This is a genomic window from Bacillus sp. FSL R5-0709 (assembly GCF_038004785.1).
Classification (GTDB): Bacteria; Bacillota; Bacilli; order Bacillales; family Bacillaceae_G; genus Bacillus_A; species Bacillus_A mycoides.
Window position 1 is genome coordinate 5,122,786 of record NZ_JBBORT010000001.1, and the last position, 21,970, is coordinate 5,144,755.

Genomic DNA, 21,970 nt, shown 5'->3' on the forward strand with positions numbered 1-21,970 from the left:
GACATCCCCCTTTCTTTACTGCATTCTTACTATATATTATAAACGATATAGGAAACAGAAAGAAATGAAAGACTATATTAATTCCTGTTATATAAAGAAAAATCACCTTTACCAAAACAAAGGTGATTTTTCTTTATATATTATTTTCCTAAAATGAACTCAGTAACTTCGTCTAGGATCATTTCTTTACCTAGTGGGAAGTATCCTTTGTTTACATCTTCATTACTGATTGTAAATACATGGTTGTTTTTAACAGCGTTCATATTTTTCCAAATTGATTCTTCTTGGAATTCTTTTAGACGCTGAGAACCGTCACCAGTTGTAAATACGAATAAGTAATCTGGGTTGTAATCAATTAAAGCTTCTTTTTGTATTTGTACTAACGGTTTATCAGTTGGTGTACCTTTAACTGCTGGTAATTTTAAATCACCAAAGATTACGCTACCGTAACCGTAGTCACCGTATACACGGAATGCATTTGGATATGCAGCCATTTTCATGAATGTTGCATCGCCAGTTTTAGCAACGATTTTGTCATGTAATTTGCTTGCTTTTTCATCATACTTTTTGAACCATTCTTTTGTTTCTTTCTCTTTACCGAAGATTTGACCTACTTCTTCGAATTTTGGACGCCATTGGTCTAATGGAGTTTTTAACATAACTGTTGGTGCAATTTTAGATAATTGATCATAAATCTTTTCTTGACGATTGTTTACAATAATTAAATCTGGTTTTGCAGCAGCCACTGCTTCGATGTTAATTTTATCGCCCCACGCAGAACCAACCGGTTTTACATCTTTCAATTTCTTCTCAATATGTGAATCAATTTTTTCTTGTGTTGTATTTGCAGTAATAATCGGTTTCATACCGAAAATTAATAATTCTTCTGTTGAACCACTAAGGTCAGCAATTTTCTTTGGATTTGCAGGGATTTTAATTTCCCCTTTTGCGTGTTGTACAGTGCGCTCTTCAGTTTTCGCATCTGCTTTCTTTTCTTCTTCTTTGTTAGAACAAGCTGCAAATAGTACAGAAGTAACAACTAGTACCATTGCTAATAGTGCCATTTTAAAATTCTTCATATTCCGACTCCTTCTAGCTGTATTTCTCTTATAATTTGCATGTAACTATAAGAAACAAAACAACATTTAATTAATATATATTTATTAATTGTTGTTTATAACCCGTTCTAACGGGCGTTCAACTTCCCATCCGTGGGTAAGAAGCTCGACGTCCATTAGAACTCCCCCTCTCACCTCTTTAAGAGGGGGAAATTCTATTAATTATGCTTTTTTACGCAATTGATTATTAATCATCGCTAAATCGTATGTTAAACAAATTGGTTTACAGTTTACTGGACATGGAACGATTTGCGCTTCAATCTCAAATACGTTACGAAGTGTTTCACTCGTCATAACTTCATCTGGCGTTCCTTGTTTCATTAACTTACCTGCTTTTAATGCAATCATATGATCAGAGAAACGAGAAGCATGATTTAAATCGTGAATAACCATAACAATCGTTCTGCCTTCTTCTTTGTTTAATTTCTTCAGTAAGTTTAATACTTCAAGTTGATGAGCCATATCTAAGTATGTTGTTGGTTCATCTAACACAAGTAAATCTGTTCCTTGTGCAAGAGCCATCGCAATCCATACACGTTGACGTTGACCACCTGATAAAGCTTCTGCTGGACGATTTGCGAATTCTGTCATCCCCGTCACTTCAAGTGCCCAATGAATGTAGCGATAATCCTCTTCTTTCAATGTTCCAAATCCTTTTTGATGAGGAAAACGTCCATATGAAACAAGTTCAAACACAGTAAGGCCTGTTGGCACTTCTGCAGTTTGTGGTAAAATCGCCATTTTCTTTGCGATTTCTTTCGTTGGCTGTTTCTCAATTGCTTTTCCATCAAGATAAACAGTACCTCGTTTTGCTTTCAAAATACGAGAAGCCGTTTTTAATAATGTGGATTTCCCACAACCATTTGGTCCAATAATCGTTGTAATTTGTCCTTCCGGAATTTCAACTGTTAATCCATCTATAATTAACCCTTCATTATACCCAACAGATACCGCATCAACTGCTAAAGTTGCCATACAAAAAGCCTCCCTTTATTTTGTCCTCATAAGTAAATATATGAAATATGGTGCACCAATTACAGAAATAACAAGACCGACCGGTATTTCTGAAGTTGGTAACACACTTCTTGAAATTACATCTGCAAATAAAAGCAAGAACGTTCCTATTAATGCAGCCGTTGGTAACATAATTTGATGTTTACCACCAACGAGGCGTCTCGCTAAATGCGGAGCCATTAAACCGATAAAACCAATGCCTCCCGCCACCGCAACAGATGCACCAGCTAAACAAACTGCAATAAATAATAATTTACGTCTTTCCTTTTCTACGTTTACACCAAGGCCAACTGCTGTAGAGTCGCCTAAATTCATTACATTTAATATGTGCGCTTTACTAATGGCAAGTGGTAAGAAAATAATCATCCATGGGAGTACACTTAGTACGAACTTCCAATCTGTTCCCCATAAACTTCCTGCCAACCAAATCGTTGCAAAACGGAAGTCGTTAGATGTCATCTTCATAGAGAAAATTAAACTAACCGCACCAAATCCGGCTGCAACAGCGATACCAACAAGAATTAATCGAGTTGATGAAACACCGTCTTTCCATGCTAGTAAATAAATAATAACCGCTGCTAATATCGCACCAACTAACGCGAAGAATGGAAGGATAAATACAGATAAAAATGTACCAGTTCCAACTTTTCCAAAGAAAAAGTAGACGAATACAACAACTGTTAATCCCGCTCCGGCGTTAATACCTATAATACCTGGATCAGCAAGTGGGTTTCGTGATAGCCCTTGCAAAATTGCACCTGACATAGCTAATGCAGAACCAACTAATATAGCAATAACCATACGCGGCATACGAAATTCAAATAAAATAACAGATTGATCTTCTGCACCCAATCCAACTAGTGACTTTAATACATCTATTGGAGGAATTTTAAATGTTCCTGTATTTAAACTTATTAAAAATACAGCAACAATTAATCCTACTAAAATCGTTAAAATAGTAACGTTCTTTTTTGTTAAGACGCTCGTCCTCACATCTTTCCTCTCCCTTCATTACGTGCTAAGTAGAGGAAGAATGGCACCCCAATTAGCGCTGTAATTGCTCCAATTGGCGTTTCAAATGGTGGATTAATAACGCGAGATAACATATCTGCACATTCAATTAGCAATCCACCTAAGACCGCAGAACATGGAATAACCCATCTATAATCTGAGCCTACAAGGAAACGAGTCATATGCGGAATTACAAGTCCAACAAATCCAACTGATCCTGCCATAGAAACCGCAGAACCTGTTAATACAAGAACAAGTACTGTTCCGATAAATTTAATTAATGTCGTATTTTGACCAAGTCCAATCGCAATTTCTTCACCAAAGCTTAAAATTGTGATATATCTCGACATCATAATTGCTATAATGAGACAAACAAGACCAATCGGTACTAACATATTAATACTTTGCCATTTCACTCCGGCAACACCGCCTGCATTCCACATACTTACCTCTTGGGCAAGGTTGAAATACAATGCAATTCCAGATGAAATTGCCCCTAATAAAGCACTAATTGCTGCACCTGCTAAAGCTAATTTTACAGGCGTTAATCCACCTGGTGAAGAAGACCCAATACCATATACAATGCTCGCTCCAAACGCAGCTCCAATAAAAGATGCGATAACAAACATTAAATAAGGTGAATTAGGGAAGAATGCATACATAATTGCAATTCCGAATACAGCACCATCTGTAATCCCCATTAACGATGGAGATGCAAGTGGATTTCGTGTCATACCTTGCATAATTGCACCTGATACCGCTAAAAAAGCACCTGCAACTACACCCCCTATTGCTCTAGGCATGCGAAGTTCTTGAATTACGTTATGGTGCGTTATGGAACCATCAAACTGAAATACAGCTTGCCAAACGGTCTTTAAACTAATATCTGCTGCACCAAACGAAATAGAAACTGCCATACTTAAAGCTAACAAAATTGTGCCTGCTATTAAAATAATAGAAGCAACGAGCGGTCTGCTCTTAATCTCTTTAACATTCACATCTTGCTGTTCTATACTCCTTGCGCTCGCTTCCATCCCTCAACCATCCTAACCAACAACATATATTTAATAAAATGAAATTTATTCTCAAATAATAATAAAAAAATTAGGTGAATTGACCTTTTTCGTGATAATGATTATCAGAATCAGACACTTTCTATTCTACCTACCACGTCAAAAGACTGTCAACCATTATTTTGAAATACGAATTCATACAAAACGCTATCTTATGGACATAAAAAAAGAAGAGTAATCTGTTCACTCTTCTTTTTCTTACTTATTTAATTTTGCTTCAATTTTTACAATTAATTCGTCTTCTGTTGGAGCCGCAACTGGACGATTATTTACAAACGCGAATGATTTTTTACGACCAGGGCCACAGTAAGACTGACATGCAACCTCAATCGTTGCACATGAATCTACTTTTTTTAACTTCGGAATCAACGTTTTAACGTTCGTTGCCTGACAATCATCACACACACGAAATTCGTTTCCCATTATATATAACACTTCCTCTATTTTAAACTTTTCACAAGTACATTTAAAAATAAACACTAAATGGTATTTTACCGCTCTTTGAAGCTTGTTGCAAGTCTCCGGGCGTAGCTCTATTCCTATATAAAGCCACCTATTTTTTATATTTTCTCCTTCAAAAGCTTTCATCATTCATAGCCACATTTCTTCTCTTCATTGAAATCTACCATATTTTTAAAAGCTTTGTATAAAAGCTCATTTTTTTGCCCATTATAAAAATAGGAAGTTCATAAAAAGAAAGGGAGTTGAATCTATGAAAGTAAGACAAGATGCTTGGACAGACGAGGACGATTTATTACTTGCTGAAACGGTGCTTCGCCATGTTCGAGAAGGAAGTACTCAATTAAATGCTTTTGAAGAAGTAGGAGATCAGTTAAATCGCACATCTGCTGCTTGTGGTTTCCGCTGGAATGCTGTTGTTCGCTATAGCTATGAACAAGCTCTTCAACTAGCAAAAAAACATCGTAAAGATAAAATGCGTGCTGCGGGCGGTGAACAGACAAAAAAACGTTTGCTTTACACACCACCAGCTTCAGCGGCGGCGATAACTGATTATGAAGAACACGTACCGTATGAAACAGCTGTTCAATATACAGAAGCTACTCCATATCAAAAGCCGACTGTCCCTGCTCCAAAAAGCTCAATAACAATGCAAGATGTTATTTACTTTTTACAAACAGTTGGATCTTCAAATATAAAAGTAACAGCTCTTGAAAACGAGAATACGAGATTGAAACAAGAAATTAAAACGCAAATCCTGCGAAATGAAGAACTAGAAAAGAAACTAGAAAAATTAGAACAACAATCTCATACTGTACAAGAGGATTACGAAACACTTATGAATATTATGAACCGTGCTCGTAAATTAGCAGTAATGGATGATGAGGAACGCTCACAAACATCTTTCCGCATGGATCGAAACGGTAACTTAGAAAAAATTGCAGAATAAAAAGGATGCATGCAATGCATCCTTTTTATTCTTTCACCTCTAAACTCCCATTTATATATGAGAAAACCCCTTTCTACATTTTTTGCTATAATAGAGATTGTCATTTTAAAAATAAGGGGTTAGTTATATGAGCAATTCCCGTTCGATTTTATCTCAGCCAGAGTGGCGTATTGTAGATCAGTCTAGTTTAGGACCAACTTTCCATGCACTTCAGTCATTCGCAATGGATGACACGTTATGCACAAGTATTGGAAATGGTCTATCCGCTGCAACAATGCGCTCTTGGGTTCATCACAATACAATTGTTCTTGGCATTCAAGATTCACGCCTACCACATTTAGAAGAAGGTATTTCCTTTTTAAAAGAAAACGACTTCAATGTTATCGTTCGTAATTCTGGTGGACTTGCTGTCGTACTTGATGAAGGTGTTTTAAACGTATCACTTTTATTCCAAGAAACAGAAAAGGGTATCGATATCGACCTTGGATACGATACGATGTGGCATTTAATTAAGGAAATGTTAAAAGATTACGATGTTACTATCGAAGCAAAAGAAATTGTTGGTTCTTATTGTCCTGGTAGCTACGATTTGAGCATTCGCGATCAAAAATTTGCTGGTATTTCTCAGCGTCGTATTCGCGGAGGCGTTGCTGTACAAATTTACTTATGTGCGACAGGAAGCGGATCTGAGCGTGCCGCACTCGTTCGTGATTTTTACAACGTAGCAATTCAAGGCGAAGAAACAAGATTTACGTATCCTGAAATTGTACCGAGTACGATGGCTTCACTATCTGAATTACTTGGCGAAACAATTACAGTGCAAGATTTAATGATGCGCCTTTTAAAAACGTTGCAACAATTCGCGCCAAAGTTAACACCATCTCAGCTAACAGTAGATGAAGTTCCTTTATATGAGACGAATTTACAACGTATTATTGACCGTAATAATAAGGCACTTGGTTTAGAATAATAGAAACCAAAAAGACCACCCTCATTTCAAAAGAAATAGGATGGTCTTTTTTCATATTAATTCGTTATAGAATTAAAGTGCTTGAGCTGCTGTAATTAAAGCTAACTTGTACACTTCTTCTTCGTTACATCCACGAGACAGATCATTTACAGGCATATTTAAACCTTGTAAGATTGGTCCTACTGCTTCGAAGTTACCTAAGCGTTGAGCGATTTTGTAGCCGATATTACCAGCTTCTAAGCTTGGGAATACGAATACGTTAGCATCACCTTTAATTGTAGAACCTGGAGCTTTCTTCTCAGCTACAGATGGTACGAATGCAGCATCGAATTGGAATTCTCCATCTAAAGTTAATTCAGGAGCCATTTCTTTTGCAATGCGAGTTGCTTCTACAACTTTTTCTGTTTCTGGAGATTTCGCAGAACCTTTTGTAGAGAAGCTTAACATAGCAACGCGTGGGTCAATACCGAATAGTTCAGCAGTTTTCGCACTTTCGATACCAATTTCAGCTAAATCTTGGCTGTTTGGTGCAATGTTAATTGCGCAATCAGCGAATACATACTTCTCTTCTTCACGTACCATGATGAATACGCCTGAAGTTTTTGTAACGCCTGGTTTTGTTTTAATAATTTGAAGTGCTGGACGAACTGTATCAGCTGTAGAGTGAGCTGCACCACTTACTAAACCTTGTGCTTTGCCCATGTATACAAGCATCGTACCGAAGTAGTTTTCGTCTTTAAGAATTTTACGAGCATCTTCTTCTGTTGCTTTACCTTTACGGCGTTCAACGAAAGATGCTACCATTGCATCCATCTCTTCGTATGTAGCTGGATCGTAAATATCAACGCCTGCTAATGTTAAGTTCATGCTAGCTGCTTTTGCGCTAATTTCTTCTTTATTACCAACTAAGATTGGTTTTACTAACTCTTCTTTTGCTAAACGCTCTGCAGCGCCTAAAATTCTTTCATCAGTTCCTTCAGGAAGTACGATAGAAATGCCTTTTCCTTGAACTTTTTCTTTTACTGTTGTAAATAAGTTGCTCACGAATAAACCCTCCTACATATGTTAAAAAACTCTATCTTTAAGAATACTGCTTTTCCTCTATATTTTAAACTTATAGCTCCCAAAAAATAGATAAAATGAAAATGATTATATTTTCATAAAATTCAGCATAGAAATAAAGCCCCTTTAAACCTTATCTCCTCCTATTTTCAAGTAAATTTAAATGTGACAATTTTATGCGCTGAAACTTTATGTAGATGTTTTTAATCCTATATATGCTATAGTTAACGTGTAAAATATCATTAACTGAGGTGAATAGAATGAGTGAAGCAACAACAACGTTAGATGGCTGGTATTGTTTACATGATTTACGTTCTATTGATTGGGCAGCATGGAAAACATTATCTAGTGACGAACGCGGACAAGCAGTGTCTGAATTTTTAAATGTCGTTGAAAAATGGAACGAAGTAGCTACTGCAAAAAAAGGCAGTCATGCAATGTATACAGTTGTTGGTCAAAAAGCAGATATTATGCTTATGATCTTACGTCCAACAATGGAAGAGTTAAATGAAATCGAAACAGAATTAAATAAAACAACATTAGCTGAATATTTAGTTCCTGCATATTCTTACGTATCTGTTGTTGAACTAAGCAACTACCTTCCAGCTGATGAAGATCCATACCAAAACCCACAAATCTTAGCTCGCTTATATCCTGAGTTACCAAAAGCAAATCATATTTGCTTCTATCCAATGGACAAGCGTCGCCAAGGTGATGACAACTGGTACATGCTTCCTATGGAAGAACGTAAAAAAATGATGTACAGTCACAGTAAAATCGGTCGCCAATACGCAGGGAAAGTACGCCAAGTAATTTCAGGATCAGTCGGATTCGACGATTTCGAGTGGGGCGTAACATTATTCGCTGACGATGTTCTTCAATTTAAGAAGCTTATATATGAAATGCGCTTCGATGAAGTAAGTGCCCGTTACGGTGAATTCGGTACATTCTTCGTTGGGAACATTTTACCAGACGAAAAAGTAGAGAAATTTTTACACATATAATAATGAAAAAGGAACGAATTTCGTTCCTTTTTTTATTATCCTCTATATTTACCCACAAAAAACTTCTTTTCTCTGCAAATTTGAACAAAAATCGACAAATTCTTTTCAATTTCCTTACAAAATTGTAACCTTTCTATATCCAAATTTATGCTAAAATGGTACGAGCTATATGCTAATAACGATGCGAAGGTGATAATGTATATGAAGAAAATCTTGTCTATTTTACTAGCGTCTCTATTGTCAATTTCTTCCTTAGGAGTAACAACATCCCATGCAGAAGAAAAAATACATATAGAGGCAGCTGCTGCACTGCTATTTGATGCGGATACAGGAAAAATACTGCATGAACAAAATCCAGATGAATTACTAGCTATCGCTAGTATGTCAAAATTAATTGTTATTTATGCCGTATTAGAAGCAATTAAAGAAGGAAAAATCACTTGGGATACGAAAGTAACTATTTCTGATTACGCTTATGAAGTTTCACGTAATAATGAATTCTCTAACGTGCCGTTCGAAAAAGGACGTCAATATACTGTAAGAGAATTATACCATTCTATCGTTATCTTCTCTGCGAATGGATCTAGTATTGCTTTAGCAGAATTACTTGCAGGAAGTGAAAAGAACTTCTTAAATCTCGCAAATGAACATGCGAAAAAACTAGGGTTAAAGAAATATAAATTTGTAAACGCTACTGGGTTAAATAACGCTGATTTAAAAGGAAAACATCCTGAAGGAACTGATCCGAATGGAGAAAACTCCATGTCAGCTCGCGATATGGGTATTCTCTCAAAAACAATTATTACAAAGTATCCAGAAATGCTAGAGGATACAAAACAAAGATTTAGAAACTTCCCAGATAATCATCCAAAACCAATTCGTATGGAAAATTGGAACTGGATGTTACCAGGTGCTGCTTTCTCTTATGAAGGAGCAGATGGTTTAAAAACAGGAAGTTCCGATACAGCTGGGTATGGTTTTACCATTACAGCAAAACGCGGTGATTTACGTCTTATATCTGTTATTATTAAAACGAAATCAATGGACGAACGTTTCACAGAATCTCGCGCATTAATTGAATATGGATTTAATAACTTCGAAAAACAGAAATTAAAAATAGATAAAAACAACAAAATTTCTGTAATAAAAGGAAAAGAAGACTACGTAACAGTTGCACCAGAAAAAGAAGTGACAGTAGTTACTGCAAAAGGTAGCAAATCCCCTTACAAAATTTCTACTGAAGCAGATAAATCACTTGCTGAAGATGAGCATTTAGTTGCTCCTATTAAGAAAGATGCAAAGGTAGGTTCAATCGTCTTAGAACCATCTGATAAATATGGTTTCTTAGACGGAAATAAAAGTATAAAAGTTATTGCAAAAACGACTGAAGAAGTAGAAAAAGCAAATTGGTTCGTATTAACAATGCGTTCAATTGGCGATTTCTTCTCAAATTTATGGTCTAAAGTATTTTAATGATGAAAAGCTAGCTCACGCTAGCTTTTTTTATTTTCCCCTCTAGATGTAAAACTTCGTTTGGTTGTCATATCTGCGTCCTTTTTCTCATACGTATGAACTAGTAATTGTTCCACACTTCATCTAGAAAAAACCTCTTTCCGAAGGGTATTCCAAAAAGAGAGGTGACACATAATGGGTGTTATCGCGCATACAGAAGAAGATGTAAAGTTATTAGCTAGACTCATGCGTGCCGAAGCTGAAGGAGAAGGACAACAAGGCATGTTAATGGTTGGAAATGTCGGCGTAAATCGTGTCCGCGGAGATTGCTTAGACTTTAAAAAAGTCCGAAATTTACGTCAGATGGTTTATCAAAATCCTGGTGGTTTTGAAGCAACTCAAAAAGGGTATTTTTATCAACGAGCGAGAGAACAAGATATCGCCTTAGCCCGCCGGACAATTCAGGGACAACGTTTTTGGCCCGCCAACTTTTCCTTATGGTTCTTTAGGCCTGAAGGTCCTTGCCCGCCAACTTGGTATAACCAACAAAATTCAGGACGTTTTAAAAAGCACTGCTTCTTCCAACCATCTGGTGAAGATTGTCCTGGCGTATATTAAGGAATGAAAATGAGGAGGGATTTTTGAATGGCACAGCAACAAAACCCATACTATGGAACAGGTTTTTATCAACCATCCGGAACTTATGTGCAACCACAACAAATGACCCCACAGCAACAGCAGCAACAGCAACAACAGCAAGCGATGCAACAACAAGCTGCTCAGGCTCAACTTGCAGTTTCTCAAGGTATGTTACCACTAGAGCAATCGTATATTGAAAACATCCTTCGTTTAAATAAGGGTAAGCCAGCTACAGTTGTAATGACTTATGAACGCGGTAGTTCGCTTGGTACACAATCTTATACAGGGATCATCGAGGCAGCTGGCCGTGATCATATCGTAATTAGTGAGCCGAAATCTGGAAAACGCTTTTTACTACTAATGATTTATTTAGATTATGTAGAATTCCCAGGAGAAATTACGTATTTACCTGGTCAACAAGCAACTTATGCTCCAAGACCATAAAAAAAAGCTGGCGAATGCCAGCTTTTGTTTTTTATAACCCTTTTACAACTGCAGTTCCGACTAAAATCCACGCCACAATAAACGCTACACCACCAAGGGGTGTAATTGGGCCAAAGAATTTAATACCTGTTGTACTTAATGCATAAAGACTGCCTGAGAACATAATAATCCCAGCTACCATAAGCCAACCTGCAGTGTTTAAAAGTGATGATTGCATTTTGTCCATTAATAGAGCAATTACGAATAAGCCACCTGCATGAAACATTTGATATGTAACGCCCGTCTTCCACACTTCTAACATTTTTGCAGAAATTTTATTTTCTAAACCATGTGCTCCAAAAGCCCCTAATGCAACAGATAGCCCCGCTGCAATACAACCTAGTAAAAAGAAAATTTTCATCTTAATTCCCCTTTTTATTTTTATCATAAGCAATTTTCACATATAATCCAAACGATTTAATCCCTAAAAATCAAATAAAGAATTACCATTTGCACCTTCTTCTTTTATATACACAGGTTCTCCAGAAACTGGCATAACCGGTTGAACTGTTGTTATAGGCTGAGATCCGATTATTTGTGATTGAACTTGTGGTTCTCTATACGTAGAAGGCTCAACTTGTTCATCTAATAATAAATCACATAGTGCACGCACAACTAATAAATGCTCTTTTGATTTTTGTCCTTCACTACTTTTTGCCTTTGCAATTTCACTCGCCATTTTATTTAAAACCTTATCGCTAGATACTTGCATTCCTTGTCACCTCTTACTTTGTAGTTCTTTCTCAAATTGCCTCAGTTTCTCCACTGAACCAAATACTATTATCATATCATGTTCTTGCAGCTTTTCCTGCCCCGTTGGATTATGGATAATATACCCATCTCTTAAAATCGCTAAAATTGTTACACCAAATTGATTTCTCACATTACTCTCTAATAACGATTTACTAGCTAAGTTAGAACCTTTACCAACTTGAATTTCTTCAATTACAAATGATTGCTCTATTCCATACAATACTGTATCAATATAATGCACTGTTAACGGATTCGCAATATCCAACCGTTAATACAGTAATCATCGTCATCCAAAATGCTTGAAACAGGCTAATCTCTTCAATTGTCATAAATCATAGCATTCCTAGAATTACAACAAAAGTCATACATATAATCGCTATCCATAATTGCTTCCGTACATTCATATTATGTTTCAACTCTTTTCTCTATCTACAATCTTTGCCAGAGGAAATGAAATACGTATATACTAGAAAACGGAATCTATGAAAGAGGTTGATATAATGAAGCTATTTCTTTCTGCCTTACAATGGGCACTATTTATTTTAGCTGGAAGTCTTATTGTACCAATTAGTGTCGCAACTAGTTACGGCCTTGATGGCGCTGAAGCTATCGCGTTTGTACAAAGAACATTATTTGTTCTCGGTTTTGCCGGTCTCTTGCAAGCTATATTTGGTCATAAACTTCCTATCCAAGAAGGTCCTGCAGGCCTTTGGTGGGGAATTTTCTCCTTGTATGCAAGTTTAGGCGTCGTATTATTTGGATCAAGCAATGAAACACTTAAGGTCCTTCAGTACGCTTTCCTATTAAGTGGCATCATTTGTATTATTCTTAGTGTTTTTGGACTTATTGATAAACTAGTTCGTTACTTTACACCGACAGTAATTGGAACGTATTTATTCCTTTTGGTCGCACAACTTAGTGGCTCCTTCTTAAAAGGCATGTTTGGCCTTGATGGACAACATACAGAAGTACAGCCAAAGGTATTTATTCTTTCACTCATTGTTATTTTACTATCTTTTTTCATTATGAAGCTACCTATTATTGGACAATATTCCGTTCTTTTCAGTATCGTCTGCGGCTGGATATTATTTGCGTGCTTCGGATTATCTAATCCAGTAACACCTGTGACAGATATAATTCGTCTTCCATCTCTGTTTGTTTTCGGAATGCCTCGCATTGAATGGAACATGGCAATTACGGTAGTTTTCGTCACACTACTACTTCTAACAAATATGTTAGCAAGTATTCGCGTTGTACAAAAGGTTGTTTCTAAGTATGAAGAAGATGCTGCGGAGAATCGCTTCAAACAAGCTGGCATTATAACAGGAATAAATCAATTGCTAGGCGGTCTATTTTCAGCCATTGGTCCTGTTGCCATTTCTGGATCCGCAGGATTTATTGCAACGACAAATATTTATAAGCGCCTTCCATTTATGTTAGGATCAAGCTTTATCATTCTTGTTAGTATATTCCCAAAGATTACTTCATTCTTTGCAGCCATCCCCGTTGCAGTTGGGTATGCTGCGATTTATCCTGTATTTGCAAGCATGATTGGTCTCGCTTTCCGCGAATATGACACTGTACAAAATAAAGAACAATTATTTAAAGTAGCAGGTCTTTCAATCTTTACAGGAGTCGGCGTTATGTTCGTTCCAGCTGGAGCGTTTTCTACGCTACCACCATTTTTAGCATCATTTTTAAGTAACGGTCTTGTTCTTGGATCTGTAATGGCTATCTTGCTGGAAATATTATTTTCTCGTTCGCACGAAAAACAACCATCGTAAATTGGAAAACTTCCATTATTGCACTCTATCTTTAGAGTTGTTACGATAATGATAAATTATCATGGGCAACACGCTCATGATAATTTATACTAACAATGCAGAACTTCTCCTAGTTTCATGCAAAGAAGTTCGATGTCTTACTATATATTCCCCACTATCTTCATAAAAATTTATTTCTATTTCAACAAAGAAAGGAATTTTCTATATGACTTATAAAATGATTGTTTTAGATTTAGATGATACTTTATTACGCGACGACCATACAATTTCACCTCGTACGAAAGAGGCTTTAATGACAGCACAAGAGCAAGGAGTTAAAGTTGTACTTGCTTCTGGGCGCCCAACGTTTGGTATGCGCAATGTTGCAAAAGAACTTCGTTTAGAGGAATACGGTAGCTTCATTCTATCTTTTAACGGCGCAAAAATTATTAATTGTAAAACAAATGAAGAAATCTTCAGTAGTACGCTATCTCCTGAAATCGTTCACAACCTATTTGAAATTAGTAAAACTGAAGACGTATGGATTCATACTTATATTGGCGATGATATCGTAACGGAAGAAAATAATCCGTATACTGAAATTGAGGGCGACATTACTGGTATGCCAATCGTTGTAGTAGATGATTTTAAAGCCGCTGTAACAGAGCCTGTAGTAAAAGTATTAATGAACAAAGAAGCTAAACGTCTTGTTGAAGTAGAAAAGAAACTACAAAAACAACTAGAAGGCCAATTAAGCGTTATGCGTTCTAAACCATTCTTCTTAGAATTTACTGAACATGGTGTTACAAAAGGAACAAGCCTAAACCAACTAATCCAAAAACTTGGTATTAAACGCGAAGAAGTTATCGCAATGGGCGATAGCTATAACGATCAAGCGATGATTGAATTTGCTGGTCTTGGCGTTGCGATGGGCAATGCACCCGATGATATTAAAGAAATCGCAAACTATGTGACAGATACAAATATGAACGATGGTGTTGCTAAAGTTGTAGAGAAATTTGTACTAAAAAGCGAAGCGCTTGTTTAATATTTTCATTCATAAAACCTATTTGAAGTCAAATACTTCAAATAGGTTTTTATTTAAATTGCAATGCTTTTGTGACTATATTTTGAACTTTGCACTATTCTCGTAGTGTAAACTTTCTTTTTGTATATAATTAAACAAAATAGACTATTTCATTTTGAAAAAGAATACAAATTTACTATATACAAGCATACATTAAAGGAGGCTACTTCATGTTATCTACACCAATCGGAAGATTAAGAGCAATCGGCTTAATTGAGGGGATTTCTTTCCTATTACTATTATTTGTAGCAATGCCATTAAAATATTTTGCAGGTTTTGCAACAGCTGTTAAAATTACAGGCATGGCTCATGGCGTTTTATTTATTCTATTCATCTTTGCGGTAATTCAAGTAACAATCGTACACCGTAAATCAATTTTATGGGCACTTGGGGCATTCGTTTCATCAGTTATCCCATTTGGTACTTTTGTACTAGATGCAAAACTAAAGAACGAACAACAATAATAAAAAGGTAGTTAACAACTGTTAACTACCTTTTCTATTTATAAATTTGGAATTTCCCAATCAATTTCTCTTTCGCCCATATTAACTAAAATCGTATTTACTTTAGAGTACGGCTTACTTCCAAAGAAACCTCGTCTTGCTGATAATGGACTTGGATGTACGGACTCGATAATATAATGATTCGTATTCGTAATTAACTTTTTCTTCGCCTGTGCATGACGTCCCCATAATATGAAAATAACTGGTTTTTTACGATCATTTAATAACTCGATTACGCGATCTGTGAAATGTTCCCATCCTTTTCCTTTATGAGAATTTGCTTCACCTTGACGAACCGTTAACACAGTATTTAATAATAAAACTCCTTGCTCCGCCCACTTTACTAAATAACCGTTATTCGGAATTTCATAACCATATTCATCTCGAAGTTCTTTATACATATTTAGCAATGATGGCGGCGTTTTAATATCAGGTTGTACCGAAAAGCTTAAACCATGCGCTTGATTCGGTCCATGATATGGGTCTTGTCCTAAAATAACGACCTTTGTATTTTCATAACTTGTATACTCTAGAGCGTTAAAAATATCTTCTACCTTTGGATAAATCACATGCTCCTCATACTCTTCTTTTAAAAAGTTAGCTAAATTTTGATAGTATTCTTTCTCAAATTCTGGCCCCAGTAATGGTCCCCAATCATTCTGCAAAATGTTTTCCATGCCTTCACTTCCTATCCAATTAATTCACCATATCCTGCCTTGTAAATACTACAAACGAAATGATAAGAGATACTACTGCCCAAACCGTTAAATTTATTAAAGAAAATCCCATTGATAATCCTTGTAATGCAGGCAGTTTTCCTGATAAATAATCCGTTAGCGATAAGTTGACACTAAAAATGTATTTCGCACCTTCCCAAGACGTTGCGAATGAACTTAAAATGCCGCCTGCAATTAACGCAGCTAACATAACGCCCATACCAGCTGGTGTATTACGAATTAAAACAGAGACCATAAATGATATAGTTCCAACAACGATAGCAACAAACCAAGCTAGTCCGTACGCCATTAAAATGTATTGCCACTGCGGAATAAGGTGGACAAAGTTCGTATTTAACGTTTCCTTATCAATGACGAATCCTGTTAACACAGGTAAATTCCATCCAGAGTATCCAAATACAAGCCCTGATAATGCGTAAGCAAACAAACCGACAAGAAGCAATATGAGCGAAATGAAAAATAACATCGTCACATATTTACTAAGGAGTATTTTCCAGCGCCGAATTGGCCTCGTCAGAAGCATTTTCATCGTACCATCGCTTCGTTCTCCTGAAACAATATCAATGGCGACAATCATAACGAGCAATGGAATAAATAACGTTATTCCTTGTTCAATAAACGCCCTCACAAATGTCGGTGCTCCTGGCGCAGTCGGATTAATATTATGATCTAAATAATATTGTTGTTGTTCCACTCTTACTTTTAACCAATCCCGCCATTCTTCTGGCAATCTAGAATTGTTCAAGCGGTTTTGTGAATCAACAATTTGTTGCTGTAATGATACTTTCCAATCGGTCGTACCAAGCCTTTTTTGCGTCGTTTCTATTTCACGATACTGAGCATACACAAAAAGTGGAATCAAGATTGCTAAAATAAGCATGACAACAACAATTCGTTTCTTACGATAAATCTTTTCTGATTCATTTAAAACTAGATTCGCAAATTCACGCATGTTGCTCACCCCTTGTGAGTTCAATAAATAAATCTTCTAGCGTAAATACAAGCTCTTTGACGCTATGTACATCTATCCCGTTTTCTACAAAATGCTTATTCCAAACATTAATAGACGCAACATCCATACGACATAATAAACGCTCATCTTCTACACTAACTTCCTCTATCTCTTCAGCAGCGTCTAACATGTCTTTCGCTTTGGAAATCGGTGTAACGACCCATTCCACACGATCACTCGCTGTTTTGATCAACTCTTCAATAGGTGCAACTGTTATCATTTTTCCTTTATGAATAATAGCAACACGGTCGCATATCAGTTGCACTTCACTTAGCAAGTGACTCGAAATAAATACACTCATATTTTCTTCTTTTACAAGCTTATGTATAAATTCCCTAAGTTCTCTAATCCCAGCTGGATCTAAACCATTCGTCGGTTCATCTAATATGAGCAATTTCGGGTTTCCAAGCAGCGCCTGTGCAATTCCAAGACGCTGCTTCATACCAAGGGAATATGTTTTTACCTTATCGTGAATACGCTCATCTAAATGAACCATTTTTGCAATTTCAATAATACGTTCATCTGATATATCACCAAGCATGCGCGCAAATTGCTTTAAGTTTTCCCATCCCGTTAAATATGTATAAAGCTCTGGGTTTTCAACTATACTTCCAATTTGACGCATCGCTTCTCTGAAATTTTCCTTAATAGAATAACCACCGATAGAAATAGTACCTTCTGTCGCTTTAATCAGTCCGACTAACATTCGAATTGTTGTCGTTTTCCCGGCTCCGTTCGGTCCTAAAAAGCCAAACACTTCTCCTTGTTTTACATCAAATGAAATGTTCTCTACAAGCGTCTTCTTTCCAATTACCTTCTTCAAGTCTCGTACAGAAAGTATCGTCGTCATTTTATCCCTCCTTGCTCTAGTTTTAATTTACTTACGACGTTTTGGACTAATCGCTCTGCCATATATGTGTAGCCTACTTCATTCGGATGAAAATGATCGGAGTATAATAAATCTTTCCCACGATTTTGGAATAAATCAAATGTCGGTGTAATATATACATTTTTATCATTTAATGCTAACTTCTCTAAAGAAGCATTCCAATCAACAACAATATTTGATGAACCTCTTAAATCTTCTACATCCTCAAAAGGATTGTATAAACCTAGCCAAAAAATAGGACTATCTGTGTTTAATTTACGAATTTCTTCTATAATTTTCTTCGCTTCATTTTGAAACGTTTCCGTATCAGGACGATACGTCTCTAAATCTATCTTTCCGAGCGATTCCCATCCTGGGAACAAATCATTTCCTCCAATTGTTAAAACAATTACATCTGCTTGCTTAATTGAATATTGAGCTCCGCTGCTTTCGATTTGTTTTAATAAATCGGGCATTTTCGCACCACTAACTGCCAAATTGCTTAGTGCAACTTTTTGTTTATAATCTTTTTGTAAATTCTCTTTCATTCGTCCAATATAGCCAATTCCTTCTTTATCACCAACGCCGCGCGTTAACGAATCACCTAAACTAACTACTTGTAACGTTCCTGTTTTCTTTTTCTCTTTTTCCAATACGTCAGTCTTCGTAATTAATTTTGAAGCTTTCGGATTTAATACATCATTTACACCCGAAACAAAACCGTATGCAAATAAACAGAAAGACGCAATTGTAATGAGTAGAATTACTTTTACTAATTTTGATCTCATATCAAAACCCCTTTTAGCCCCTATAGATTGTCCATAATTATACCAAACGAATTTTCGAAAAGCGATTTTCACACCTTCTCTATTATGTCGTTTCCCTATCTACCAAACCTGGTAATAACTCTACATGTTTCACATCTATTTCCTCATCATTAATCTTTTCATATAATAATTCAAATGCCTTTACACCAACATTTTTACTAGAATGCGAAATCGTCGTAATACCTAATATATTTGCCACCTCTTGATCATCACATCCGATAATCGTAATATCCTCTGGGATACGAATTCCTTGTTTTTTCGCCTCCGTTACCATTCCTGCAGCAATATGATTGCAAGATACAAGAAAAGCCGTCGGTTTTACAGACATACGAGCCCATTCCCTGACTACATTGCGCCCATCTTCCACCGTAAAACAGCCCTTAAACTTCCAGGCATCTAACGGTGTTACAACAATCTGTTGAAGTGAATCTTCATACGCCTTTTTTCGCCTCTGGCTATTAATACTATTACTTCTTCCAATGCAATATCCGATACGTGTATGACCAGCATCTATTAAGCTTTTCATCCCGCGCAAAAATACTTTGTAGTAATCAATATGTACACTCGAAATGAATTTTGAATCTATTTCTTCACACATCACAATTGGACCAAACTTCGTATACTCTTCAAGTTTTTCCTTACTATTTGTCCGTGAACATATAATTACTCCATCAAGCTTTTTCATTTTTAACATATGTAAAATTTCAAGCTCTTTTTCCTCGCTATAATTTGTCTGGCAAAGCATCATATTATAATTGTTCTTTGCGGTTTCCTTTGATATCCCCCCAATAATGGCACTGTAATATTGATCATTTACGTGCGGCAATAACACGCCAATTACATTCGTTTTTCCTTTCACTAAATGAATCGCATTCACATTTTGCGTATAATTTAATTCTTCAATAATCGCTAAAATCTCTTTTCGTTTCTGTTCATTCACATACGGATGATTATTGAGTACACGTGAAACAGTTGAAACAGATACACCAGCAAGTTCAGCAATCTTTCTTATATTAGTCATCTCATTCTCCCCTTCCCCTCAAAAATTCTCGCTTGACCTGGTAAGCTTTCCACAGTATATCCTTTCTTAGCAAATACATTTTGAAAGGATATACAACTATGCTTCGATTCAAACTAGAATATATATTTTTCATTGGCGGTTTACTCATTCTCGCCATCGGTATTAATATGATGACGACAATTACTTCCTTTGGACTTAGCCCTTATGATTCCTTCTTTATTGCACTATATCAAAATTTTGGGATAAGTATTGGTTTTTGGATTTTCATGATTAACTTTGTTTTTACCCTGATCGTACTCTTTTGGGACAAAAAACAAATTACAATCGGCACAATTGTCACAATGATTCTTATTTCTCTTTTTGTTGATTGGGTTGGTTCTATTACGACTATTATGGACATTATCCGCTCTCTTCCAAAATATATAACACTTGTTTGCGGAAATCTATTTGTCGGAGCCGGAATTGGTCTTTACGTCTCTACTAACCTTTGCGCAGCACCTCAAGAGGCTTTCGTTTTAACTGTTGCTGAGAAAAAGAAATGGACATTTAGAAGAACAGAAATTTCATTAGCTTTTTTATTTTTAACATTAAGCTTCTTATTAGATGGGCCAATCTATTTTGGAACAATTATCTTATCCTTTACAACAGGTTGGATTATTCAAGCTTTTATTCAAGTTGGTACGCAAATTTTAAATAGAAAAAAACCTATTAAGCAAGCCGCTTAATAGGTTTTTTCGTTTTATTAGAAGAGATACTACTTAGCATCTCCTTCAATTCGATAATTTGCTTTCACACAATCTATTTCTTCATACGATTGCAATGTATGTAGAATGTACTCATAATCCGCAAGAGAAGCACGATGCGTTACGATTACGATTTCTGCTTTCCCTTTCTCTTCAAGTGGCATTTGAATAATCTTTTCAAAACTAACACCGCGCTCAGAGAACAATGATGTGATTTTTGCAAACACACCAATTTCGTCTTTCACATGAAGTCTTAAAAACTTTTTCACAACAATTTCATCTGGCTCTTTTAGTACCTTTTGATATTGCGGGACTACCGCACTATTTCCGTTTACACCAAGCCTAATATTTTGCATTACAGCAACTAGGTCAGAAACAACAGCTGTCGCTGTCGGTAAACTTCCTGCTCCCGGTCCATAAAACATCGTTTCTCCTACCGCTTCACCATACACATAGACAGCATTATATTCATTTTGCACTGCCGCAAGAGGGTGTGCATTTGGAAGTAAAGTTGGCTCAACTGTAACCTCTAATTTCTCGCCATCTCGCTTTGCAAGACCAATTAATTTAATTGTATAGCCTAAGCTCTTACTATATTCAATATCTTCTGCTGTAATAGAAGTAATTCCTTTTACCTTCACATCTCCAAGCTCTACATTTGTAGAGAAACCGAGGGTAGCCAAAATCGTCATTTTTCTTGCTGCATCTAAACCTTCTACGTCTGATGTTGGATCTGCTTCTGCAAATCCAAGCTGCTGAGCTTCTTTTAACACGTCGTTATATGCTCTCCCTTCGTCTGACATTTTCGTCAAAATAAAATTTGTCGTTCCATTTACAATTCCCATTACTTTCGTAATAAGATCTGAGGAAAGTCCTTCTACGATGCTTCGTAAAATTGGAATCCCTCCAGCTACACTTGCTTCGTAAAATAAATCAGCCTTATTATCTTTTGCTACCGCTAAGAGTTCCGCTCCGTGTAACGCCATTAAATCTTTATTTGCAGTCACAACGTGCTTCCCGCTTTTTAAAGCTTGTAAAATATATGCTTTTGCATCATCAATGCCGCCCATTACTTCAATGACAACATCAATATTAGGATTATCTAAAATTTCATTCACATCTTGTGTTAATAGAGTAGAAGGCACGTCTACTTCTCTCTCTTTCTCAATGTTTTGCACCAATACTTTCGTTACTTTCACTGGACAACCTACTTGGTGTATAAGTCGTTCTTGATGATCTGTAATAATACGAACTACACCACTACCAACTGTCCCAAGACCTAATAACCCCACTTGAATGTCTTTCATAATACTGTCCACCCCTCAAAAATTGTGTTTAGATGCCATTATATAGACAAAAAATCTGAAAAACAATGTATTTTGAATATTAAGAAAAATAAAGGTTAATCTTTACAAATAAAAC

The 21,970-nt window shown here is 36.2% G+C and carries 25 protein-coding genes and 1 pseudogene; 10 read left to right on the forward strand and 16 right to left on the reverse strand.

The annotated features are described in order from the left end of the window. Window positions 1–140 precede the first annotated feature (140 nt). From MKX37_RS26350 to MKX37_RS26370, 5 genes are all read right to left on the reverse strand, one after another. A complete protein-coding gene (locus MKX37_RS26350; protein ID WP_002138981.1) occupies window positions 141–1,079 on the reverse strand; it encodes an ABC transporter substrate-binding protein in 939 nt (312 codons plus the stop codon). A gap of 201 nt (window positions 1,080–1,280) precedes the next feature. Beyond that, window positions 1,281–2,093: an ABC transporter ATP-binding protein gene (locus MKX37_RS26355; protein WP_000212073.1), complete on the reverse strand. Its 813-nt coding sequence runs from the start codon at window positions 2,091–2,093 to the stop codon at window positions 1,281–1,283. A 15-nt stretch (window positions 2,094–2,108) separates the two neighbouring features. Next, a complete protein-coding gene (locus tag MKX37_RS26360) occupies window positions 2,109–3,125 on the reverse strand; it encodes a FecCD family ABC transporter permease (RefSeq protein WP_050000805.1) in 1,017 nt (338 codons plus the stop codon). Continuing rightward, window positions 3,122–4,177: a FecCD family ABC transporter permease gene (locus MKX37_RS26365; protein ID WP_000388282.1), complete on the reverse strand. Its 1,056-nt coding sequence runs from the start codon at window positions 4,175–4,177 to the stop codon at window positions 3,122–3,124. The genes MKX37_RS26360 and MKX37_RS26365 overlap by 4 nt, the downstream gene beginning before the upstream one ends. 237 nt (window positions 4,178–4,414) lie before the next feature. Continuing rightward, window positions 4,415–4,639 carry a DUF1450 domain-containing protein gene (locus tag MKX37_RS26370; RefSeq protein ID WP_000526075.1) on the reverse strand — a complete coding sequence of 75 codons (225 nt, stop codon included), beginning with the start codon at window positions 4,637–4,639 and terminating at the stop codon, window positions 4,415–4,417. A gap of 289 nt (window positions 4,640–4,928) precedes the next feature. Here MKX37_RS26370 and MKX37_RS26375 point away from each other — a divergent pair, with 289 nt between their 5' ends. Further along, a complete protein-coding gene (locus MKX37_RS26375) occupies window positions 4,929–5,624 on the forward strand; it encodes an RsfA family transcriptional regulator (RefSeq protein ID WP_002016365.1) in 696 nt (231 codons plus the stop codon). A 127-nt stretch (window positions 5,625–5,751) separates the two neighbouring features. Then, on the forward strand, window positions 5,752–6,594 hold the full coding sequence (locus MKX37_RS26380) for a lipoate--protein ligase family protein (protein WP_078421781.1): 843 nt from the start codon (window positions 5,752–5,754) through the stop codon (window positions 6,592–6,594). Between the two features lie 72 nt (window positions 6,595–6,666). On the opposite strand, the gene pta is transcribed toward MKX37_RS26380, so the two are convergent. Continuing rightward, entirely contained in the window at window positions 6,667–7,638 is a 972-nt protein-coding gene (gene pta / locus MKX37_RS26385; protein ID WP_000067219.1) for a phosphate acetyltransferase, read from the reverse strand. Between the two features lie 278 nt (window positions 7,639–7,916). Here pta and hemQ point away from each other — a divergent pair, with 278 nt between their 5' ends. The 4 genes from hemQ (at window position 7,917) to gerQ (ending at window position 11,195) form a co-directional block, all read left to right on the forward strand. Continuing rightward, a complete protein-coding gene (hemQ, locus tag MKX37_RS26390; RefSeq protein ID WP_001287592.1) occupies window positions 7,917–8,660 on the forward strand; it encodes a hydrogen peroxide-dependent heme synthase in 744 nt (247 codons plus the stop codon). 195 nt (window positions 8,661–8,855) lie between these two features. Beyond that, window positions 8,856–10,133 carry a serine hydrolase gene (locus tag MKX37_RS26395; protein WP_078421779.1) on the forward strand — a complete coding sequence of 426 codons (1,278 nt, stop codon included), beginning with the start codon at window positions 8,856–8,858 and terminating at the stop codon, window positions 10,131–10,133. A gap of 174 nt (window positions 10,134–10,307) precedes the next feature. Next, a complete protein-coding gene (cwlJ, locus tag MKX37_RS26400) occupies window positions 10,308–10,730 on the forward strand; it encodes a cell wall hydrolase CwlJ (RefSeq protein WP_002068596.1) in 423 nt (140 codons plus the stop codon). A 27-nt stretch (window positions 10,731–10,757) separates the two neighbouring features. Then, complete coding sequence (gene gerQ / locus MKX37_RS26405) at window positions 10,758–11,195, forward strand: spore coat protein GerQ (protein ID WP_002068595.1); 438 nt, start codon at window positions 10,758–10,760, stop codon at window positions 11,193–11,195. A gap of 31 nt (window positions 11,196–11,226) precedes the next feature. Here gerQ and MKX37_RS26410 read toward each other — a convergent pair whose 3' ends face one another. The 4 genes and pseudogenes from MKX37_RS26410 to MKX37_RS27510 form a co-directional block, all read right to left on the reverse strand. Continuing rightward, a complete protein-coding gene (locus MKX37_RS26410; protein ID WP_002130112.1) occupies window positions 11,227–11,595 on the reverse strand; it encodes a DUF423 domain-containing protein in 369 nt (122 codons plus the stop codon). 63 nt (window positions 11,596–11,658) lie between these two features. After that, complete coding sequence (locus tag MKX37_RS26415; RefSeq protein WP_001198367.1) at window positions 11,659–11,946, reverse strand: YwdI family protein; 288 nt, start codon at window positions 11,944–11,946, stop codon at window positions 11,659–11,661. A 6-nt stretch (window positions 11,947–11,952) separates the two neighbouring features. Then, window positions 11,953–12,246: pseudogene (locus MKX37_RS26420) on the reverse strand (cation:proton antiporter regulatory subunit); the annotation flags it as partial. Further along, entirely contained in the window at window positions 12,215–12,316 is a 102-nt protein-coding gene (locus MKX37_RS27510; protein ID WP_002130114.1) for an ion channel, read from the reverse strand. The pseudogene MKX37_RS26420 and the gene MKX37_RS27510, both read right to left, overlap by 32 nt. A 171-nt stretch (window positions 12,317–12,487) precedes the next feature. Here MKX37_RS27510 and MKX37_RS26425 point away from each other — a divergent pair, with 171 nt between their 5' ends. From MKX37_RS26425 to MKX37_RS26435, 3 genes are all read left to right on the forward strand, one after another. Further along, complete coding sequence (locus MKX37_RS26425; RefSeq protein WP_002167308.1) at window positions 12,488–13,771, forward strand: purine/pyrimidine permease; 1,284 nt, start codon at window positions 12,488–12,490, stop codon at window positions 13,769–13,771. 205 nt (window positions 13,772–13,976) lie between these two features. Further along, window positions 13,977–14,798, forward strand: a complete 822-nt coding sequence (locus MKX37_RS26430) for a Cof-type HAD-IIB family hydrolase (protein WP_033731127.1) — start codon at window positions 13,977–13,979, stop codon at window positions 14,796–14,798. Between the two features lie 209 nt (window positions 14,799–15,007). After that, window positions 15,008–15,301, forward strand: a complete 294-nt coding sequence (locus MKX37_RS26435) for a DUF3817 domain-containing protein (protein ID WP_000953390.1) — start codon at window positions 15,008–15,010, stop codon at window positions 15,299–15,301. Window positions 15,302–15,339: 38 nt separating this feature from the next. On the opposite strand, the gene MKX37_RS26440 is transcribed toward MKX37_RS26435, so the two are convergent. The 5 genes from MKX37_RS26440 to MKX37_RS26460 are packed head-to-tail and all read right to left on the reverse strand — an operon-like array spanning window position 15,340 to window position 19,805. Next, window positions 15,340–16,017, reverse strand: a complete 678-nt coding sequence (locus MKX37_RS26440; RefSeq protein ID WP_002130117.1) for a uracil-DNA glycosylase — start codon at window positions 16,015–16,017, stop codon at window positions 15,340–15,342. A 19-nt stretch (window positions 16,018–16,036) separates the two neighbouring features. Continuing rightward, window positions 16,037–17,029: an ABC transporter permease gene (locus tag MKX37_RS26445; RefSeq protein WP_002089839.1), complete on the reverse strand. Its 993-nt coding sequence runs from the start codon at window positions 17,027–17,029 to the stop codon at window positions 16,037–16,039. After that, a complete protein-coding gene (locus MKX37_RS26450; RefSeq protein ID WP_078421777.1) occupies window positions 17,022–17,939 on the reverse strand; it encodes an ABC transporter ATP-binding protein in 918 nt (305 codons plus the stop codon). Before MKX37_RS26450 ends, MKX37_RS26445 begins: the two co-directional genes overlap by 8 nt. Beyond that, window positions 17,936–18,817: an SGNH/GDSL hydrolase family protein gene (locus MKX37_RS26455; RefSeq protein WP_002167306.1), complete on the reverse strand. Its 882-nt coding sequence runs from the start codon at window positions 18,815–18,817 to the stop codon at window positions 17,936–17,938. The genes MKX37_RS26450 and MKX37_RS26455 overlap by 4 nt, the downstream gene beginning before the upstream one ends. A gap of 10 nt (window positions 18,818–18,827) precedes the next feature. Next, complete coding sequence (locus MKX37_RS26460; protein WP_002167305.1) at window positions 18,828–19,805, reverse strand: LacI family DNA-binding transcriptional regulator; 978 nt, start codon at window positions 19,803–19,805, stop codon at window positions 18,828–18,830. Between the two features lie 98 nt (window positions 19,806–19,903). Here MKX37_RS26460 and MKX37_RS26465 point away from each other — a divergent pair, with 98 nt between their 5' ends. After that, a complete protein-coding gene (locus tag MKX37_RS26465) occupies window positions 19,904–20,530 on the forward strand; it encodes a YczE/YyaS/YitT family protein (protein ID WP_002130121.1) in 627 nt (208 codons plus the stop codon). A gap of 29 nt (window positions 20,531–20,559) precedes the next feature. Here MKX37_RS26465 and MKX37_RS26470 read toward each other — a convergent pair whose 3' ends face one another. Further along, a complete protein-coding gene (locus MKX37_RS26470) occupies window positions 20,560–21,855 on the reverse strand; it encodes a homoserine dehydrogenase (protein ID WP_002130122.1) in 1,296 nt (431 codons plus the stop codon). Between the last annotated feature and the right edge of the window lie 115 nt (window positions 21,856–21,970).

Excerpts from the sequence above, each read along its gene's own strand:
- MKX37_RS26430 (WP_033731127.1), top strand. The coding sequence starts at position 13,977 with ATGACTTATAAAATGATTGTTTTAGATTTAGATGATACTTTATTACGC.
- MKX37_RS26415 (WP_001198367.1), bottom strand. The coding sequence starts at position 11,946 with ATGCAAGTATCTAGCGATAAGGTTTTAAATAAAATGGCGAGTGAAATT.
- MKX37_RS26410 (WP_002130112.1), bottom strand. The coding sequence starts at position 11,595 with ATGAAAATTTTCTTTTTACTAGGTTGTATTGCAGCGGGGCTATCTGTT.
- MKX37_RS26355 (WP_000212073.1), bottom strand. The coding sequence starts at position 2,093 with ATGGCAACTTTAGCAGTTGATGCGGTATCTGTTGGGTATAATGAAGGG.
- MKX37_RS26460 (WP_002167305.1), bottom strand. The coding sequence starts at position 19,805 with ATGACTAATATAAGAAAGATTGCTGAACTTGCTGGTGTATCTGTTTCA.
- MKX37_RS26440 (WP_002130117.1), bottom strand. The coding sequence starts at position 16,017 with ATGGAAAACATTTTGCAGAATGATTGGGGACCATTACTGGGGCCAGAA.
- MKX37_RS26435 (WP_000953390.1), top strand. The coding sequence starts at position 15,008 with ATGTTATCTACACCAATCGGAAGATTAAGAGCAATCGGCTTAATTGAG.
- MKX37_RS26370 (WP_000526075.1), bottom strand. The coding sequence starts at position 4,639 with ATGGGAAACGAATTTCGTGTGTGTGATGATTGTCAGGCAACGAACGTT.
- MKX37_RS26470 (WP_002130122.1), bottom strand. The coding sequence starts at position 21,855 with ATGAAAGACATTCAAGTGGGGTTATTAGGTCTTGGGACAGTTGGTAGT.
- MKX37_RS26450 (WP_078421777.1), bottom strand. The coding sequence starts at position 17,939 with ATGACGACGATACTTTCTGTACGAGACTTGAAGAAGGTAATTGGAAAG.
- MKX37_RS26380 (WP_078421781.1), top strand. The coding sequence starts at position 5,752 with ATGAGCAATTCCCGTTCGATTTTATCTCAGCCAGAGTGGCGTATTGTA.
- MKX37_RS26395 (WP_078421779.1), top strand. The coding sequence starts at position 8,856 with ATGTATATGAAGAAAATCTTGTCTATTTTACTAGCGTCTCTATTGTCA.
- cwlJ (WP_002068596.1), top strand. The coding sequence starts at position 10,308 with ATGGGTGTTATCGCGCATACAGAAGAAGATGTAAAGTTATTAGCTAGA.
- MKX37_RS26375 (WP_002016365.1), top strand. The coding sequence starts at position 4,929 with ATGAAAGTAAGACAAGATGCTTGGACAGACGAGGACGATTTATTACTT.
- MKX37_RS26350 (WP_002138981.1), bottom strand. The coding sequence starts at position 1,079 with ATGAAGAATTTTAAAATGGCACTATTAGCAATGGTACTAGTTGTTACT.
- MKX37_RS26465 (WP_002130121.1), top strand. The coding sequence starts at position 19,904 with ATGCTTCGATTCAAACTAGAATATATATTTTTCATTGGCGGTTTACTC.
- MKX37_RS26445 (WP_002089839.1), bottom strand. The coding sequence starts at position 17,029 with ATGCGTGAATTTGCGAATCTAGTTTTAAATGAATCAGAAAAGATTTAT.
- gerQ (WP_002068595.1), top strand. The coding sequence starts at position 10,758 with ATGGCACAGCAACAAAACCCATACTATGGAACAGGTTTTTATCAACCA.
- hemQ (WP_001287592.1), top strand. The coding sequence starts at position 7,917 with ATGAGTGAAGCAACAACAACGTTAGATGGCTGGTATTGTTTACATGAT.
- MKX37_RS27510 (WP_002130114.1), bottom strand. The coding sequence starts at position 12,316 with ATGACAATTGAAGAGATTAGCCTGTTTCAAGCATTTTGGATGACGATG.
- MKX37_RS26425 (WP_002167308.1), top strand. The coding sequence starts at position 12,488 with ATGAAGCTATTTCTTTCTGCCTTACAATGGGCACTATTTATTTTAGCT.
- MKX37_RS26365 (WP_000388282.1), bottom strand. The coding sequence starts at position 4,177 with ATGGAAGCGAGCGCAAGGAGTATAGAACAGCAAGATGTGAATGTTAAA.